At 59.6% G+C, this 17,592-nt stretch carries 14 protein-coding genes and 1 pseudogene; 4 read left to right on the top strand and 11 right to left on the bottom strand.

The window, feature by feature from the left end:
- Position 1 precedes the first annotated feature (1 nt).
- A complete protein-coding gene (gene gdhA, locus AB4N98_RS16550) occupies positions 2–1,339 on the top strand; it encodes an NADP-specific glutamate dehydrogenase (protein ID WP_017528861.1) in 1,338 nt (445 codons plus the stop codon).
- Here gdhA and AB4N98_RS16555 read toward each other — a convergent pair.
- From AB4N98_RS16555 to AB4N98_RS16575, 5 genes are all read right to left on the bottom strand, one after another.
- Positions 1,336–1,833, bottom strand: a complete 498-nt coding sequence (locus tag AB4N98_RS16555; protein ID WP_017528860.1) for a GreA/GreB family elongation factor — start codon at positions 1,831–1,833, stop codon at positions 1,336–1,338. The two genes, gdhA and AB4N98_RS16555, sit on opposite strands and share 4 nt — an antisense overlap.
- A gap of 70 nt (positions 1,834–1,903) precedes the next feature.
- Entirely contained in the window at positions 1,904–2,260 is a 357-nt protein-coding gene (locus AB4N98_RS16560; protein WP_017528859.1) for a hypothetical protein, read from the bottom strand.
- A gap of 118 nt (positions 2,261–2,378) precedes the next feature.
- The gene (locus AB4N98_RS16565; protein ID WP_017528858.1) at positions 2,379–2,678 is read right to left on the bottom strand and encodes a chorismate mutase; all 300 of its coding nucleotides are present in this window, start codon (positions 2,676–2,678) and stop codon (positions 2,379–2,381) included.
- Positions 2,679–2,772: 94 nt separating this feature from the next.
- The gene (locus AB4N98_RS16570; protein ID WP_068935207.1) at positions 2,773–4,626 is read right to left on the bottom strand and encodes an Lnb N-terminal periplasmic domain-containing protein; all 1,854 of its coding nucleotides are present in this window, start codon (positions 4,624–4,626) and stop codon (positions 2,773–2,775) included.
- Between the two features lie 93 nt (positions 4,627–4,719).
- Complete coding sequence (locus tag AB4N98_RS16575; RefSeq protein WP_017528856.1) at positions 4,720–5,208, bottom strand: DUF3015 domain-containing protein; 489 nt, start codon at positions 5,206–5,208, stop codon at positions 4,720–4,722.
- 266 nt (positions 5,209–5,474) lie between these two features.
- Here AB4N98_RS16575 and AB4N98_RS16580 point away from each other — a divergent pair, with 266 nt between their 5' ends.
- Together AB4N98_RS16580 and AB4N98_RS16585 are read left to right on the top strand one after the other, a co-directional pair.
- On the top strand, positions 5,475–7,913 hold the full coding sequence (locus AB4N98_RS16580; protein WP_017528855.1) for a Lon protease family protein: 2,439 nt from the start codon (positions 5,475–5,477) through the stop codon (positions 7,911–7,913).
- A gap of 327 nt (positions 7,914–8,240) precedes the next feature.
- Positions 8,241–8,558, top strand: coding sequence for a PA4575 family protein (locus AB4N98_RS16585; protein WP_017528854.1), 318 nt, complete (start codon positions 8,241–8,243; stop codon positions 8,556–8,558).
- A gap of 6 nt (positions 8,559–8,564) precedes the next feature.
- Here the strand turns inward: AB4N98_RS16585 and AB4N98_RS16590 are convergent, their stop codons facing one another.
- Positions 8,565–10,388: a hypothetical protein gene (locus AB4N98_RS16590; RefSeq protein ID WP_460148821.1), complete on the bottom strand. Its 1,824-nt coding sequence runs from the start codon at positions 10,386–10,388 to the stop codon at positions 8,565–8,567.
- A gap of 164 nt (positions 10,389–10,552) precedes the next feature.
- Here AB4N98_RS16590 and AB4N98_RS16595 point away from each other — a divergent pair, with 164 nt between their 5' ends.
- Positions 10,553–11,041 (top strand): TIGR00645 family protein, encoded by a 489-nt coding sequence (locus AB4N98_RS16595; RefSeq protein WP_003176188.1) that lies wholly within the window; start codon positions 10,553–10,555, stop codon positions 11,039–11,041.
- 15 nt (positions 11,042–11,056) lie between these two features.
- Here AB4N98_RS16595 and AB4N98_RS16600 read toward each other — a convergent pair whose 3' ends face one another.
- From AB4N98_RS16600 to AB4N98_RS16620, 5 genes and pseudogenes are all read right to left on the bottom strand, one after another.
- Entirely contained in the window at positions 11,057–12,490 is a 1,434-nt protein-coding gene (locus AB4N98_RS16600) for an ArnT family glycosyltransferase (protein ID WP_068935206.1), read from the bottom strand.
- A 117-nt stretch (positions 12,491–12,607) separates the two neighbouring features.
- Positions 12,608–13,639, bottom strand: a complete 1,032-nt coding sequence (locus AB4N98_RS16605; protein ID WP_068935204.1) for a hypothetical protein — start codon at positions 13,637–13,639, stop codon at positions 12,608–12,610.
- A gap of 107 nt (positions 13,640–13,746) precedes the next feature.
- A complete protein-coding gene (locus AB4N98_RS16610; protein ID WP_438811433.1) occupies positions 13,747–14,649 on the bottom strand; it encodes a methyl-accepting chemotaxis protein in 903 nt (300 codons plus the stop codon).
- A 42-nt stretch (positions 14,650–14,691) separates the two neighbouring features.
- Positions 14,692–15,927 (bottom strand): annotated as a pseudogene (locus tag AB4N98_RS16615) (cache domain-containing protein); the annotation flags it as partial.
- A gap of 108 nt (positions 15,928–16,035) precedes the next feature.
- Positions 16,036–16,986 carry an HD-GYP domain-containing protein gene (locus AB4N98_RS16620; protein ID WP_017528849.1) on the bottom strand — a complete coding sequence of 317 codons (951 nt, stop codon included), beginning with the start codon at positions 16,984–16,986 and terminating at the stop codon, positions 16,036–16,038.
- Positions 16,987–17,592 lie beyond the last annotated feature (606 nt).

Below are 17,592 nucleotides of genomic sequence, written 5' to 3' on the forward strand. Positions count from 1 at the left end.
CATGACCGAATCCGTCGAATCCTTCCTCGCCCGCCTCAAGAAACGCGACCCAGACCAGCCGGAATTCCACCAGGCTGTTGAAGAAGTCCTACGCAGCCTGTGGCCGTTTCTCGAAGCCAATCCGCATTACCTGACCTCGGGCATTCTGGAACGCATCTGCGAGCCGGAACGCGCAATCACCTTCCGAGTGTCATGGGTGGATGACCACGGCAAGGTCCAGGTCAATCGCGGTTTCCGGATCCAGATGAACAGCGCCATTGGCCCGTACAAGGGCGGCCTGCGTTTCCACCCGTCGGTAAACCTGGGGGTGCTGAAATTCCTCGCTTTCGAGCAGACCTTCAAAAATTCCCTGACCTCGCTGCCCATGGGCGGCGGCAAAGGCGGCTCGGACTTTGATCCAAAAAGTAAAAGCGATGCCGAAGTCATGCGCTTCTGCCAGGCGTTCATGAGCGAGTTGTACCGCCATATCGGCGCAGACGTGGACGTACCCGCCGGTGATATCGGCGTTGGCGCTCGCGAAATCGGCTTTCTGTTCGGCCAGTACAAGCGCTTGAGCAACCAGTTCACGTCTGTGCTCACCGGCAAAGGCATGACCTACGGCGGCAGCCTGATCCGTCCGGAGGCCACCGGGTTTGGCTGCGTGTACTTCGCCGAAGAGATGCTCAAGCGCAACGGCCAGCGCGTTGAAGGCAAGCGCGTGGCGGTGTCCGGCTCCGGCAACGTGGCGCAGTATGCCGCACGCAAGGTCATGGACCTGGGCGGCAAAGTGGTTTCACTGTCTGACTCCGAAGGGACGCTGTACGCCGAAAGTGGTTTGACCGAAGAGCAATGGTCGGCCCTGCTGGCACTGAAAAACGTACAGCGCGGCCGCATCAGCGAACTGGCCGAGCGTTTCGGCCTGGAATTTCGCAAAGGCCAAACGCCTTGGGAGTTGGCGTGCGATATCGCACTGCCGTGCGCTACCCAGAACGAGCTGGACGCCGACGCCGCCCGCACGCTGTTGCGCAACGGCTGCATCTGCGTGGCCGAAGGCGCCAACATGCCGACCACGCTTGAGGCTGTGGATATCTTTATCGAGGCGGGCATTCTGTTCGCACCGGGCAAGGCGTCCAATGCCGGTGGTGTGGCCGTCAGTGGCCTGGAAATGTCGCAGAACGCCATGCGTTTGCTGTGGACCGCCGGGGAGGTGGACAGCAAGCTGCATAACATCATGCAATCTATCCACCACGCCTGCGTGCACTACGGCGAAGAAAACGGCCGGATCAATTATGTGAAGGGCGCCAACATCGCAGGCTTCGTGAAAGTGGCCGATGCAATGCTGGCCCAAGGCATCGTCTAGGCTTCGGCGTCGATGCGCAGCACTTCGATCAACTGATCGCCGACGGGGCGCTTCCACAGCACCTCGTCACCGACCTGGGCGCCCAGCAAGGCGCGACCCAGGGGCGAACCCCAATTGATCAGGCCGGCGCCGGCGTCCGCCTGGTCTTCACCGACCAACTGGATGCGCTGCTGCTCATCCTGTTCGTTGGCAAAGGTTACCCAACTGCCAATCCGGACCTTGTCGGTGGCGGTGGCCGGCGCGACTACCTGGGCGCTCTGCACCCGCTGGTTGAAATAGCGCAGGTCCCGCTCAAGGTCGGCCTGGCGCTGTTTATCGGCCTGCTCGCCCTTGGCGGATTCGGCGCCGTATTCAGACTGCAGTTGCGCAACCTTGGCCTGCAACTGCGCCAAACCCTGCGCGGTCAGGCGATTGGGTTGCTCACTGACCTGGCGCTCCACCGGCTGATCGGCCTGAGCGGCGGCGTTGTCTTCATTCACAAAAGCTCGGCTCATGGTGTTCTCCCTCTCTGGAGCTTGGGCCATGGTCGCCGTGCTTTAGTTTCGATGGATGTCTGAAAGCGACCTATTGCGAGCGATAGGCCCGCGCCGCATCGCGATCCTTCTCTTGCTGCCAGGCGCGTTCGCGGTCATCCCAGTGGTTGTTCTTGTAGTCGCGCAGTTCCTCGTTTTCGCGCATGGCCTTGCACTGGCGGAAACCGTCCTCCCAGCCTTCGGCGTATAGCCGGTCCTTCAGGTAACGCGGCACGTTCTTGCGAAACGTCCCGCTAATCACCCCGGCAGCCTGGCGACCGCTGCTGCAACCGTCGTCAAAGCCATCGGCAAAAGCGGGTGGATAACCGCGGGCGAGTAATTCCTGATGGGTGGACTGGCAACCCGACAATCCCACCACCGCACACAGCAATACCGCATACCGCCACATGACATACTCCCTGGCCGTTTCACGGCTGATAAGGGAAGTTTAGAAGGGGATTTGTCGGGAGGGTGTGAAGGCGAGGTGATAACGGTGTCGGGGTAACGCTCAATTCAACGTCAACGGGCTACCTAGGGGGTGTCAGTGCCGCATGCTCAGCCAACTCCTGCTGGATAAACGCTGCAATCATCGCCCGATACACCTGTTCGGTAACGTCCGGATTGGCGCCCAGCGTGTGCGACAAGTCCCGCACCTTGGCGATCACCTGTTCGACCCGCTGCGGCGCCTTGACGCCATCGGTGTCCTTTTTGAAGCGGGCGGCTTGGGATACGTAGTGGCCACGCTCAGCCAGCAGGCTGACGATTTGCTGGTCGAGTCGGTCGATATTGTCGCGGACTTCTTCGAGACTGCTGCAGTTAACGGCCATGTTGGTTGAACTCCTTGAGATAAAGCTGAATAAATGCAGGCCAAATGTGGGAGGGGCAAGCCCTCCCACATTTTGGGTCCTGGTCTGGCTGTGGTCAGTAGTGATACCACTTCACTTCAAGCATCACCTCATTGACCGGCGTCGATAAGTGGCTGTACTCGCGCTGTGCGCTCAGGCGCAGGCCCAGGTTGCGGGACAATTCCCATTGTTGGTTCAGGCTGATGCTGCGGCGCACTTCGCCATTGGTGAAGAAGTCGCCCTTGGCTTCCAGGCTCAGGTTGCCCAGCGGGTTTTTCCACAGCACGCCAGTGTTGAAGCCAGCAGCGGGGGAGATGGCTTCGCTGAAGTCATTGTTGTGCTCCACCCGCACGGTGCCGAGGGCGAAGCCGAGCATGTCGTCGCTCAGTTGCCAGGTGCCGCCGGCGCCGCCATTGACGTGCGCCACCAGGGTTTCGTCGTCGTGTTTGCCCGGTACGCGTTCCAGGCCGCCGGTGACTTGCCATGACCAGGGTTGCAACAGGGCGTTGCGTGGCGTCAGGGAGCGGATGGTGGCCAGGTCCAGTTGTTGCAGTTGCCAGTGGTTGCCTTCGTACTGGCGCAACTTCATTTGCAGGATTTCGATCTGCGCACCGAGGGGGAAGCCTTCGGCGTTGTCGTTGAGGTCGTGATAGGCCATGCGCAGGCCGTATTCGCCAAAGGTTTTGTCGCCCCGGGTGCCGATGCCGGCTTGCCAGGTACGGGATTCATGGCCGTTTTCCGGCAGGCCGGGGGGCGTGATCTCAAGGTCCGGCGCGGGGTTTTGGTTGATCGCGCGTAAGAGTTCGAAGCTGCGCTGGGAGCGTGCGGTGTCGCGTTCCAGGCCATTGGCGCGGTAGCGGCCCAGGCGATAGGCGGCGTCGATGATCAGCGCCTGGCGGTCGCGAGGCAGGGCTTTGAATGCGGGCTCTTGCAATTGGTTCTGGTCGTCGCTGACCTTCAATACCCATTGTTGCTCGTCGCTGTCCAGCGGTTTGGCGCGCTCCAGCAGTTCGCGCTCGCGGGAAGGCCGGTAGTCGATTTTCTCGACCAGCCCCGCATCTTTAACGGCTTTGACCGTGTCGGTAGGAATGGCGGTCAGCGGGAACTGTTCGGTCAGGCGCAGGCCTGGGCGGGCCACTTGCAGCAGCTCCAGCAGGCGGTAGGAGCAGTTTTCGTCGAAGAAGAAGTAGTCGAACTGGATTTGCTTGAGCTCCCACACGTGCTCGACCATGCGCTCGGTTTCGACTTGGGTGAGGTTGAGGCGGTATTCCCACAGGTCGCGGTTTTCGAGGCTACGGTATTCGGAGAGTTTTTCCTGGTAGGGCACCAGCGCGAACAGGCCGGGATAGCCGCCCATCAGGCCTTTCCAGGCGTAGAGGATGCTGTTGTCCGAGCCTTCAATGTACGCGCCGAAGTTGATCGCGTAGCTGAGCAGCGCCGTATTGTTGCTTTGCACGTCGGCCTGGTCGATACGCAGCAGGGTGTGGCCGAACATCGATGACGGGCTGTTGAGGTAGGCCGCCGGGAAGATCATCACCGCGCTGTGGGGGGCGACGTCCTTGAACCATTGCTTGAATTCCTTGCAGTTCACGGCCGGCAGGTCGGCCAGGTGCAACTGGTCCTTGAGCCAGCGGGTACGTGCGGGGTAGACGCATTGGGCATGTTTTTCACCCAGGCTGGCCGGCGCATAGAGGGCGTCAACGGTGGCCTTGAGCTCCGCATCCGGGTGGTGGGCACCATCGGCTGCGAGGAAGAATTTCTGCTCGCTGACATAACTGCGCCAGCCTTTTAGCTTGCCGGCTTCGTAATGGCCCAGCGACAGCCAGAACGGATCATTGGCCAGTTGCTGCAAACGTTGATCATCAAGATGCGGTGCCGCGTACAGCGGGGCGCAGGCGAAGAGTGCCATCCAGGCAAAGCGTTTGAGCATAGGGGCAACTTAAGTCGGATATTTAGACAGACCCAAAGGGGAGGCGGGCCCAAAAATAAAACCCGCGCCTCGGGAGGCGCGGGCAGGTCGAGCTTAAGCCTGGGTAGCGTATTTCGCCAGGCGGGCATCGCCTTTGAGTACAGCCAGTGTGTTGTTGTGCACGTCTTCAGCGGTCACGTCGGCCTTGCTGAAGATTTGCTGGAAGTGTTCGTGCGCCACGGCCGCGAAGTGCGCGCGATCTTCCGGTGCAACGCCCAGTACCACGGCGTAGGTGGTCAGTGCTTCGCCATTACCCTTGGCCATGTCTTCGGACAGCTCGTTCATCATGCCATTCATGGCAATCCAGGACTTGCCGCCGTAGGTCAGCGCGCTGTTGGTGCTGCAACCGTTGGTGCCCGAGGTCATGCCGAAGGTGGCGTTACCCGAAGTGCCGTTGGTGGTGGAAGCCAGGAAGTGAGCCGGAGTACCGCGCTGGCCTTCGAACAACATGTTGCCCCAACCGCAGTTCGGGCCACCTGGTGATTCTGCCATTGCATTGAGGGAGACAACGGTGAAGAGAGTACCGAGAAGGATCCGTTTCATAGCTTTGTTCTCTTTGTGTGCAAACCAATGGACAAGGGTTCAGGCACTTCATAGCGCCCTAGGGATCGGTTATTAGTCCAACCCGCGCAGTTTGGAGTTTAGGCAGGTTCCAAGGGTTCCGTGGGTTTTTATAAAACAATCAGCATTGTCGCGATTTTTTGTAGGACGCGTCCCGTACCTGTGCTTTCCCTACGGCGCGCCTTGCCAGAGCGCGCAAGGGGGAGCCAGAATGCCGTCATCTGCCCCGCCTGATGTAAGGAAGCCCGATGCCTGATCCTGTTGCTGCCAGCTTGCGCCTAGCGCCCGAAGCGCTGACTCGCCCTTTCTCCGCTGAACAGTTCAGCTTCTCGACCACCAATGAATTGGAGCCCTTTCGCGGTGTGCTTGGCCAGGAACGCGCGGTTGAAGCGTTGCAGTTCGGTGTGGCGATGCCACGCCCCGGTTACAACGTGTTTGTCATGGGCGAGCCGGGCACTGGCCGCTTTTCGTTCGTCAAACGTTACCTGAAGGCCGAAGGCAAGCGCCTGCAGACCCCGGCGGACTGGGTCTACGTGAATAATTTCGATGAGCCTCGCGAACCCCGCGCCCTGGAATTGCCTGGCGGCGCGGCGGCGGCGTTCATCGCAGATATCAATGGCCTGGTCGACAACCTGGTGGCGACGTTCCCGGCCGCCTTCGAGCACCCGACCTATCAACAGCGCAAAAGCGCCATCGACCGTGCCTTCAACCAGCGTTACGACAAGGCCCTGGACGTGATCGAACGGCTGGCCCTGGAAAAAGACGTGGCGCTGTACCGTGACAGTTCCAACATCGCGTTCACGCCGATGCTCGACGGCAAGGCGCTGGACGAGGCTGAGTTCTCGCAGCTGCCGGAAGTGGATCGCGAACGTTTCCACACGGACATCTCCGAGCTGGAAGAGCGCCTCAACGAAGAGTTGGCCAGCCTGCCGCAGTGGAAGCGCGAGTCCAACAACCAACTGCGCCAGTTCAACGAAGAAACCATCACCCTGGCCCTGCAACCTTTGCTGGCGCCGCTGTCGGAAAAATACGCGGAAAACGCCGCAGTCTGCGGTTATCTGCAAGCCATGCAGGTGTACCTGCTCAAAACCGTGGTCGAGCAATTGGTGGACGACGCCAAGACCGACGCCCAGGCGCGCAAGCTGCTTGAAGAGCAATACTGCCCGAGCCTGGTGGTGGGCCATGCGGTCAACGGCGGCGCACCGGTGGTGTTCGAACCGCACCCGACCTACGACAACCTGTTCGGCCGTATCGAGTACAGCACCGACCAGGGCGCGCTCTACACCACTTACCGTCAGTTGCGCCCGGGCGCCTTGCACCGTGCCAATGGCGGTTTTCTGATTCTTGAAGCCGAAAAAATGCTCAGCGAACCGTTTGTATGGGACGCGCTCAAGCGCTCCCTGCAATCGCGCAAGCTGAAGATGGAATCGCCACTGGGCGAGCTGGGCCGCCTGGCCACCGTCACCCTCAACCCGCAAATGATTCCGTTGCAGGTCAAGGTGATCATCATCGGTTCGCGCCAGTTGTATTACGCATTGCAGGACGCCGATCCGGACTTCCAGGAGATGTTCCGGGTGCTGGTGGACTTCGACGAAGACATCCCGATGGTGGACGAGAGCCTGGAACAGTTCGCCCAGTTGCTTAAAACCCGCACCTCGGAAGAAGGCATGGCGCCGCTGACTTCGGACGCAGTGGCGCGGTTGGCCACGTACAGCGCCCGGCTGGCCGAGCACCAGGGGCGCTTGTCGGCACGCATTGGCGACCTGTTCCAACTGGTCAGCGAGGCGGACTTTATCCGCCACCTGGCGGGCGATGACATGACCGACGCCGGCCACATCGAGCGCGCGCTCAAGGCCAAGGCCACGCGGACCGGGCGCGTGTCGGCACGGATTCTCGATGACATGCTCGCCGGGGTGATCCTGATCGATACCGCGGGTGCGGCCGTCGGCAAATGCAACGGGCTGACGGTACTGGAGGTGGGCGATTCGGCGTTCGGCGTGCCGGCACGCATTTCCGCCACGGTGTACCCCGGCGGCAGCGGTATTGTCGACATCGAGCGCGAGGTTAACCTCGGCCAGCCGATTCACTCCAAGGGCGTGATGATCCTCACCGGTTACCTGGGCAGCCGTTATGCCCAGGAATTCCCGTTGGCGATTTCGGCGAGTATCGCGCTGGAGCAGTCCTACGGGTATGTGGATGGTGACAGTGCGTCCTTGGGCGAAGCCTGCACGCTGATCTCGGCGCTGTCGAAAACGCCGCTCAAGCAGTGTTTTGCCATCACCGGCTCGATCAACCAGTTTGGTGAAGTGCAGGCGGTGGGTGGCGTCAACGAGAAAATCGAAGGCTTCTTCCGCCTCTGCGAAGCGCGCGGCTTGACCGGCGAGCAAGGGGCGATCATCCCCCAGGCCAACGTCGCCACGCTGATGCTCGATGAGAAGGTGTTGCAGGCCGTACGCGCCGGGCAATTCCACATCTACGCGGTACGCCAGGCGGACGAGGCCTTGAGCCTGCTGGTGGGTGAACCTGCCGGCGAGCCGGATGCCGAGGGGCAATTCCCCGAAGGCAGCGTCAACGCGCGGGTGGTTGAGCGTTTGCGTGCGATTGCCGAGATGATCAGCGAGGAAGACTTGAAGGAGGCGGAGAAGGAGTTGGCGCAGCAGGCGTTGGCTGAGGCCAAGCCGAGCTGACGCGTGGTAAGTAGGATCTGTAGAACGAAGCAGATCCCAATGTGGGAGGGGGCTTGCTCCCGATGGCGGTGGGTCAGCCAGCTTATGGGTAGCTGGTACACCGCTATCGGGAGCAAGCCCCCTCCCACAATGGATGTCAGTGCCTTCAGACCTGTGGCCGCCATAAAATTGACTCGATTCCGGTGGCCGCCACCGTTGGTCTCTAGCGCCTTGGTTTGTTGTGTTTTTCTTCTATTCTCTGTTTTAGGGATATCCACAGGAGTCGCTGGATAGAAACAGCCTCGCCATTGGCCGGGGTTGAACACCGATCTACCGAGGGGCGCCGCCATGTCGCGCAACCTTTGCCTTACCCGCCAGTGCTTTGGCCTGGTCACCCGTATCGAATGTTCCATTCGCCCGCTCGCGGGGGATACCGGCATGTGGACCTTATTGTTTGCCGCCGGCATGTCCGGTGAACAGCCGTCCACCATCAAGTCCCAAGGCCCGTTTCATGGGCCGATTGCGGCGCAGACCATTCTGGAATCAATCGTCGACAGCCTGACCCTGCATGGCTACGAGCTGGCGGGCGATCCGCAGATCTGGTGCCTGCACATGCAGGCCCACCTGCGACAGCTCAACGGCAACCATGAGCAGCTTGCGCTGTAGGCCGGGTCATTTGCCCTCGGGCTTGTCCAGCTTGACCTCGAAGCCGTATTGCACGGTCGTCAGGTCGGTGCGCTGGTAGCTTTCCAGCGCCGTCGGCGTGCCATAGAAATAATGCACGTCAAACATCGCCGTGCCGTACTCCTGCGCACGGTGGCTGACGCCGAGGATTTCCTTGAGGTAATGGCCGCTGGCGTCCTTGGCGTAGAAGCGCCAGCTGTCGGCGGGGAATGCCTTCTGGTCGACGATCAGCGCGTTGTCCTTGAGCGACAGGCCCTTGGGCAGCTTGGCCACGTCAATCTCGCCTTTCTCGATGGTCGCCAGGAACAGCGGGATCGAGCCCACCACGAACGCCGGGTTTTCCGGGAACAGGTTGAGGTCGTAGGTGAGCGTGCCGCGCGCCGGGGTCAGCTCGTAGGCTTCGCTGGGCAATTCGATGGGCTCGCCGCGTTCGCCCTTGTCGTCGGCGGTAAAGAACGTCACTGGCGATTCGCTGCTGTTGCGCTCGGCGCCCACCAATTCGTCGTTGAAGGTGAAGGGGTGATCGAAGGTGATATGCGCGGCACTGGCGTCTTCGACGGACTGGGTGATCGTCACGCTGTTTTTCAGTTGTTCCTCGCTGAGCGTGGCGCCCTTGAGCCAGTTGGCGGCGCCGTCGTCGTACACGGTGACTGGCATCGGCAAGGCTTGTACGGTTTTTTGCAGGCTGTTCTTGTCGAAACGCAGTATCGGCAGGTCGAGGTCCTTGCGGGTGACGGAGGCTGTGGAAAAGTCCAGCACGTTGACCTGCACGCTATCGATCAGGCCATTGAAATATACCTTGGCGTAATGGCTGCCCTGTTTGTGCTCGAAGGCTTTTTGTTCGTCGATAAGCTGTTTTTCGAAGGCTTCGGACCAAGTGTTCTGTTTTTGCATCTCGGCCAATTGTTTCTGGTAAAACGCCACCTGCGCGGCGCTTTCATTGATCGAGCCCGAACGTGTGAGGAATTGCCCGGTGCTATCGCGTGCCTGTACCAGCAACGGGTTCGGCGAATCGTCGCCCACTTGCGGAGCGAGCGGCTGGCTGTTGGTCAGTTCGATTTCGGCGTAGTTTTTTTCCAGGAGCAGCAGGTTGACGGTGATATTGCCCTCGGTGCGCTTATGGCCCACGTCTTTTTTCGACAGGTCGAACGTCAACACCCTGCCCGGCGCGATCACTTCCACGCGGCCCTTGAGGCTCACAGGCTGAGGCTGGCTCTTGTTTTCGGTTTCGAGGCCATCGATGAACGGATAGGTCACCGTCAGGTCATCGGGGTTGGTCAGGTTGGAGCTGCTGGGGCTCAGTTGGATACCTGGGTCGGTTTCCGACCATTCCGGCTGGAAGGGGATGACTTTGTTGTTGCTCAACGTGACCGATTGCCACTCCAGGCCATGGGGGAAGGGGAATTGGTCGGGCATGTTGAAGCTGAACGGGAAGACCGGCTGCAAATCCGTCAGGTAGTCGGAGTGAGAGGTCTTGCGCAGCACGAACAGGCCATTGATGTAGGTGTCCACCAGCGCTTGCGGCGTGGGGTAGTGCTTGAGCAGGGCCAGGGTGTCGTCGCCGTACTCGGCCTCAATGGGCTTGGTGGCGAGCTTGGCCTGGGCCCGCTCCAGCAATAACAGCGAGCCGCCGAGGTCGGCGATGGCGTCGCGCAGCTTGGGGTCCTGGATGCTGTCGAGGGATTGTTCGAACTTGGCGGTTTTCTCTTCGAGGGTCGTCTGTTTCTGCTCATCACTGGGGGAGCAACCGCTGCCCATCAGCAACGCCGCACACAGGCCAACACCGGCCAAGGGGGAGCGCACATCCATCATCTGAGTTTTTCCTGTCCGACGTCATCGAGCCGAGTTGATGGGCTCGACACTAGCAGAAAAATTCTCTTACAGAAGCCGCCTGGGTCAGTTTTCTCGCGGTTACAGGTGACTTGTGGCGGCTGGTATACTCGCCGCCATTTCTAGCCAAGCTGTGTGAGACCCCCATGGAACGCTTTATCGAAAATACTATGTACGCTTCACGCTGGCTGTTGGCGCCGATCTACCTCGGCTTGTCCCTGGGCCTGCTGATCCTGGCATTGAAATTCTTTCAGGAAATCATCCACGTTCTGCCGAATGTGTTCAGCATGCTGGAGGCGGACGTCATCTTGCTGCTGCTGTCGTTGATCGACATGGCGCTGGTCGGTGGCTTGCTGGTGATGGTGATGATTTCCGGCTACGAGAACTTCGTCTCGCAGCTGGATATCGATGACAACAAAGAGAAACTCAACTGGCTGGGCACCATGGACTCTTCGTCGCTGAAGATGAAAGTGGCGGCCTCCATCGTGGCGATTTCCTCGATCCACTTGCTGCGCATCTTCATGGATGCCAAGAACGTCGATCCGCAGCACCTGATGTGGTACGTGATCATCCACATGACCTTCGTGATCTCCGCGTTCGCGATGGGCTACCTGGACAAACTCACCAAGCACTGATGCCTTGCGCCGGCCCTACTGCTCGACGAAGTAGTAGGGCTGGCGGTTGATCGCCATGTGCTTGATCACCTTCACCTGGGGATTCAAGCCGTTGGTGTGGTCTAGCAGCGCAACGTTGCCGGGCTTGGCCGCCAGGTAACGGTGCAGCTCGGGTTCTGTCTGCAGCATCTTCAAATAGCCCTGCATGTAGAACACGCCGGCGCCGGCGATGCGTTCATTGGGCTGGAACAATACGACTTCTTTGCCTTCGGCTTGCAGTGCCTGGATCTGGCGGATGACCGGCACGAATGACTGGCGCACATCAGCCTTGGGCGCAAACCAGAAGGCAGCGATCAGGTAGCTGGCAATGGCCAGGGTGAACACGCCGCCCACCAGAGGTCGGTGGTGTTTATACAGGGCGGGTTTGTGCTCTTTGAGCCATTGCAGCAGTACCCGTGCATATTCGGCGGCCAACACGGCGGCGGCCGGGGCCAGCGTCATCAGGTACACCGTGCGCTTACTGGACGCCAGGGTCAGCAAGGTGAATTGCGCCACCAGCCATACGCTGAAAAACAGGTGATAGCGATTGCGCGCCAGGCTTTTACGCAAATGCCACAGCCCCAGGTACACCAGGATGTTCCAGGGCAGGAACGCCTCCGGCAGTTTGGCGATGTAGTAGTAGAACGGCTCGTAATGCCCGGCTTCGACAAACGAGCCGCTGAACCGGCCGACGCTGTTGGTCCACAGTACTTCGCCTACAGCCTGCATGCCGCCACGTTGGTACAGGAAGCACAGCCATATCAGCAGCGGCACCAATGCCAATAGGGTGCACAGCGCGGGTTTGAGCCAGTTGCCGATGCGCAGGCGTTTGTCCATCACGCTGGTAGCGGCCAGGTACACAAAAATCACAATGCCCGGCATGGCCAGCCCCAGCACACCTTTGCTTAGCGTGGCGATCGCCATCCCGACGGTAAACAGCGCCCAATGGCCCATGTTGGGGCCTTCGCGGTCCGGCCGCACCGCCTGATAGAACGCCAGCAGCGCAGTGGTCACGCCGAGGCTGAGCAACGAGTCCTCACCCACGCCCCGCACGTTGCTCCAGTAACTGGCCATGGTCGCCAGGATCAAGGCTGCGCTGAACGCCAATGTCTGCGGCCGGCCGAACCTGCGCAGCATTGCGTAGAGCAGCATTACGCTGAACAACCCGGCAAACGCCGACGCCAGGCGCACAGCCCAGGTGGTGCCGCCAAACAGGCGAATCGCCCCGGCATCCAGCCACAGGCTCAAGGGCGGCTTTTCCAAAAAAGGCTCGCGAAATAACTGTGGCACCACCCAGTTATTGTCCAGATGCATGGCCATGGCGATCCCGGCGACGCGGGCTTCGGTGGAGCCTTGCAGGTCGTGGCTACCTAGGGCGAAAAAAAATAAAAGACCGGCGAGCAGAAACAATAAAGAGGCGGGGCGTGTCATGGGTTGTGGCTACCGAGGCAGTGGGCCGCTCGGGGGAGCGGCCGTGGCATTCGGCTAGTATCTGTCGGCGTTTCTGAATGTTTCGTGAACGAGTGTAGGGTTTTTGTATTCAGGTATTCACGGCGCCTTCAAGCTGGGCAGCGCGGCTTTACCCTCGGCTGTCAACACGGCTGCCAATTGCTCCCAGGTAAAGCTCAGTTCGTTGTCGCACCCGTCACCGTTGGCGGGTGTCGACAGCTGCAATCCTTGGGTGTTGAAGCTCAGGTCGAACGTGGAATAGCTGTTGATCGCCGGGCATCCCTCGTCGGTGGTGGTTTGTCTGGCCAGCCATGTCTTGAACGGGGTCGACAGCTTCACTTCGCCGGAATAGGCGTCATACCACTGCTGGTGCCCGCCCAGCCACGTCCAGGGGTCAACCGCTTCGCCGGTCTGCAGGTTCCAGGAATGCTGCCCCCAACTGATGCCCCGGGCGCCCATGCCCGCGGTCCAGCGGTAGAACTTCACGGTGATCCACTGCGACGACCAATACGTCGGCTCAACCGTGATTTCACTGGTGAGGGCCGAGCCGTTTCGTCCCAGATACTCGCGACGCTCGCGCAAATAGTCGGCCTGATCGTCGTCGTTGACCGCCAGCGCCGCGAGTTGCCGATTGATTTTCTGCACCGCCGGGCCATCACCCTCAAGCTTGAGCGTGACTCGGGCGCCTTGGGTCTTGAGCACGTAGCGGTGACCGCCGAAGGATTTTTCCTGCGTCTTGACCGGCAGCGGCGCCGCTTCCAGGGCGGCGTTATAAGCATCGCTGCCGCAGCCGTCGTTTGGCGTACCGACACGTTTCAGGGTAATCGGCAGCGGTTTGCCGCCTTGCGTTTTACGCCAAGCGCCCGCCAGCGTATCGCCGGAGCGATTATCCAGCGTCCAGAACCCGGTATCGCCTTCCTCCACCCACGGCGCGCTGTCGCTGGCTTGGGTCAGTTGAATGGGGGTGAGGATGCGTTGGTAGTAATAACTGCCGTGCTCCCCGTCAGCTCCGTTGAAACAGGCGGTAATGGCGGATTTGCCCAGCGTGCCGGTCCAGACGCCGGCGAGGTCGGCGGCGTTGGCGAGCAAAGGTGTGCAGGCAAGAGCGATAGCAGCGACGGGCTTGAACACGGGTATCTGACTTCCGGTTGTCTGATGGGGCGCTCAGGGTAATGGGAAGTCGGGTGGAGTCCAAGTGGTTGCGCCTGCGTGGCGGTCAGTGCGCGCCGGTTAACACCTTAGGCTTTGACTTTAAAACGCCCCAACCCCTGCTGCATTGCATTGGCCCGCTCTGACAGGTTCCTGGCCGCGATCGCGCATTGCTGGGAGTTGGCCTGGTTTTGCTGGGTGACCTCGTCGATCTGCTCCAGCCCAATACTCGCCTGTTGCAAGCCGGACGCCTGTTCGCTGGACGCCTGATAGATCAGTGACACCAGACTTGAGACGGTGCCGGTGCCGGTGACAATGTTGCGCAGCGAGTCGGCGGTGCGGCCGGCGATGATCATGCCGCGTTGCGTCTTGGTCGACGAGTCGGCAATCAGCGCTGCGGTCTGTTGTGCCGCCTCGGCACTGCGTGCCGCGAGGCTGCGCACTTCATCGGCCACCACGGCAAAGCCGCGGCCCAGCTCCCCGGCACGTGCGGCTTCGATCGCGGCGTTCAACGCCAGCAGGTTGGTCTGCGCGGCAATGTTGTCGATGGTGGTGATGATGGCGGTAATGTCTTTGCCCGAATTATCGATCTCGGCCATGGCCGCGATCAGTTCGCTCATCAGCTTGTCACTTTCCCCCGCGTCGGCGCGCGCCGCCTGGGATTGTTCGTCGGCCTTTTTGGCATTGGCGGCGTTGTCGGTGGTCTGCGCCGCCATTTGGGTCATGACGGCACTGATTTCAGTGATCGACGACGCCGAATTGGATGCGCCGTCGGACAGCGACTGGCTCAACTGCGTGACCTGTGCAGAGCTGCCGGTGATTTGCGTGGCGCTGGCCTGCACTTGGGAAATCAAGGTGTTCAGGTTGCCGACCATTTTTTCCAAGGATTTGCCCAGCGTGTCATTGGGCGAGGACAGACGTACCTCCAGGTCCAGATCACCCTCGGAAATGCGTTCGGCCACGCGCACCTGGCGTTGCAGGCTTTCCGACATATCGTTCAGGGCAAAGGACAATTGGCCGACCTCATCTTCAGACGTTTGCACCAGCCGACGCGAAAAGTCGCCCAGGCTGATGTTAGCGGCCAGGTGGGCGGCTTCACGAATCGGGCCGACGATTTTGGCGGTAGCCAACCACAGGGTAAGCAAAGCCAGCATGGAGATGGCGATGCCCACCGCGACCTGCCAGATGCTGCTGTTGACGCCGCGCGATTGCAATTCTTGCTCCAGAGCCAGGGCCTGGCTCATGACGACCGCCTTGGGCAGGTGGATCACGATGGCCCACGGCTTGTCGGTGCGGCCCAGGTTGATGGGCATCTGCACCTCGATTTCCTGGGTGCCCTGGTTGATTTGGCTGTCGCCCTGGCCTTTTTGAACATTGGCCAACACCTTCTCCCAAGCGTCGGGCAGCAAGGCTTTGAGCGGCTGGCCGATCAGTTCCGGCCGTTTGCTGTCGGCCACCACCAGCCCTTGATGGCTGAGGATCGATACGGAGCCGTTGCCGCCATAAAGGTCGGCGGACATCTGCTCGCTGAGTTTCTGGATAAACGAGATATCGAAGTCAGCACCGACCACGCCGTAGAACTTGCCATTGGCGGTGATCGGCACCGACAGGGTGGTCAGCCATACATTCTTGCCTTGCACCACGTAGGGGAGGGGGTCGAGTACGCTTTCCTTCAAGGTGTCCCGGGGGCCTGAGTACCAGCCGCCCTTCAACACACCGTTGGGGTGGCGGGCATCGGAGTCATATTCGACCAGTGGTTGCACGGCGATATGACCGTCTGAACTGCGTGTCCAATAAGGGGTGAAGCGGCCAGTCAAGGGGTTGTTACCGCCCTCGTTATTACGAAAGGCTTGATCCTGGCCGTCCAGTGCGTCGGGCTCCCAGCAGGAGTACGTGCCGTTGAAGTCGGGGTTGTCCTTGAGCACGCTGAGCAACATTGTGTTGATTGAGTCCCGACCCAATACCAGCGGGCTTTGGGCGCTTTTGCCCGCGCCCAGCGTATTGGCCAGTGTGCGTGCCGAGTCCAGCGCGTTTTGCAGCTTCGCCTGGATGGCGGTGGCACGAGACTCTGCCAGATTCTGCACTTCGCGGATGGTGGCGGTTTCAATCAATGCCGATACTTGCGTGCCCACATAGGCTTCGTTGGCCTTTGAGGAATACAGCCCATATAACACCAGACTTGCGCAGGAAATAAACAGGCAGAGTCCGGCCGTAAAACAGATTCGAGTCTGCAATGATTTGAATTTCATGATGTTTTCGCCCACGCTCATAACGACCAAAATAATCGGATGTCGACATTCCAGTGTCTTTGTATTCGCACGGCTTATTGGATCATCGGCTGCTTTGGCATTGGCATGCTGTACAGCGCTGTAAGTTGCTTAACGCGTTTTGGGTGCGGCGTCGTCGAGCCATAAACGCTCGGTATTTTTGAAACCATAACGTTGCGGCGCTACCCGCGCAATAATACGATCGTGTTGGTTGGGGGTGCCCAGGTCTATTATTTGGTAGGGGATATAGACATTTAAAGCCGGCAGGAAAAACACTTTGATTTTTGGCGTCAATAATGAGTCGGCATGTTGTTCTATCACTACACCGATACCGCCGCTTTGCAATTGAACGATAGAACCGACGGGGTAAATACCCACGGACTTTAAAAACGCGCGGAATACGTCATCGTCAAAATGCCCTTCCCATGTCGACATTTGTTGAATAGCCACGGCAGGGTCCCAGCCCTGGTTGTACGAACGGTCCGAGGTAATTGCGTCGTAGACATCGCAGACCGCGGCCATCCGAGCCACAAGGCTGATCTGGTCGCCAGCCAACTGATGGGGGTAGCCGGTGCCGTCGATTTTCTCGTGGTGATGCAGGCATACATCCACGACCATCTCGCATACTTGCGCGGTGGCCAGCAATGTTTTTTCCCCTTCAAGCGGATGCGTTCGCACCACCTGTAATTCGTCATCGCTCAAGCGGCCGGGCTTGTTGAGAATGGCACCGGGAATCGCCATTTTGCCGATGTCGTGCAGCAGTCCGGCCAGCCCGACCTTGCGAATCAGGGCGGTGGGCAGGCCTAACTGATTGCCCAGGGCGATCATCAACGCACACACCGCGACCGAATGCATGTAGGTGTAGTCATCGATGCTTTTCAGACGTGCCAGGCTGATAAAAGCATTGGGATGGCGTGCAATGGAGCTTGAAATATCGTCGACCAATGCGCCGATATGCTCCAACTCCAACGCCCGGCCCATGCGGGCATGGCCGAACATTTCGACCACCGCGGACTTGGCGCGACCACAAATCGCCTGCGCGGCGATCAGTTCGTCTTTCATGGACGTTAGAGGAGCCAAGGTGGCCGGTTCTGCCGGGTCAGAGGCGGGTTGAACATCACACTCCTGGGTACACGGTGCCTCCACGCGATCTCGCCAAAATGGCTTCGCCTCGCCGGCAGCCCGATCATTGGGTCCATTGCACTTCAACATGGTATGCCCTCTGCTGATGGTCTTCTTATTACGCGTCTAGAAGAGGATGCGCGCGCCTCGGATATTGGTGACTCCACAAATATCGTTATTAGACTTTGGTAGTAGAGAGAATGTGGGGCAACGAATAACCTCCCAGGCCTGCTTAAACAGCACTGATATCGTAATGACATTAGCATGGGTGTGGGTATTTGAAATGCATTTGAAAACAAAATAACGAGGGGGTTTATCGTTAAAGCAATGGGTGGTTTGTGATTGTCTATCCAGTTGATGGGGTGGAATAGATAGTTCGCTAACTTGCTATTTGGATGTTGAGAATGATTAAGGTTGAACGGGGGTTGTAATAAGTTTGCGAGGTGTTGTCTTTTTGTGATTTGCAATGGGCCAGGTTGAGTGAGCGGCTCAGCACTGGCAAAGCCGCTCAAAAGCGGCCCCTGGTTCGGCGACCGTTCATGACCT

The organism is Pseudomonas sp. S3_E10 (assembly GCF_054667615.1).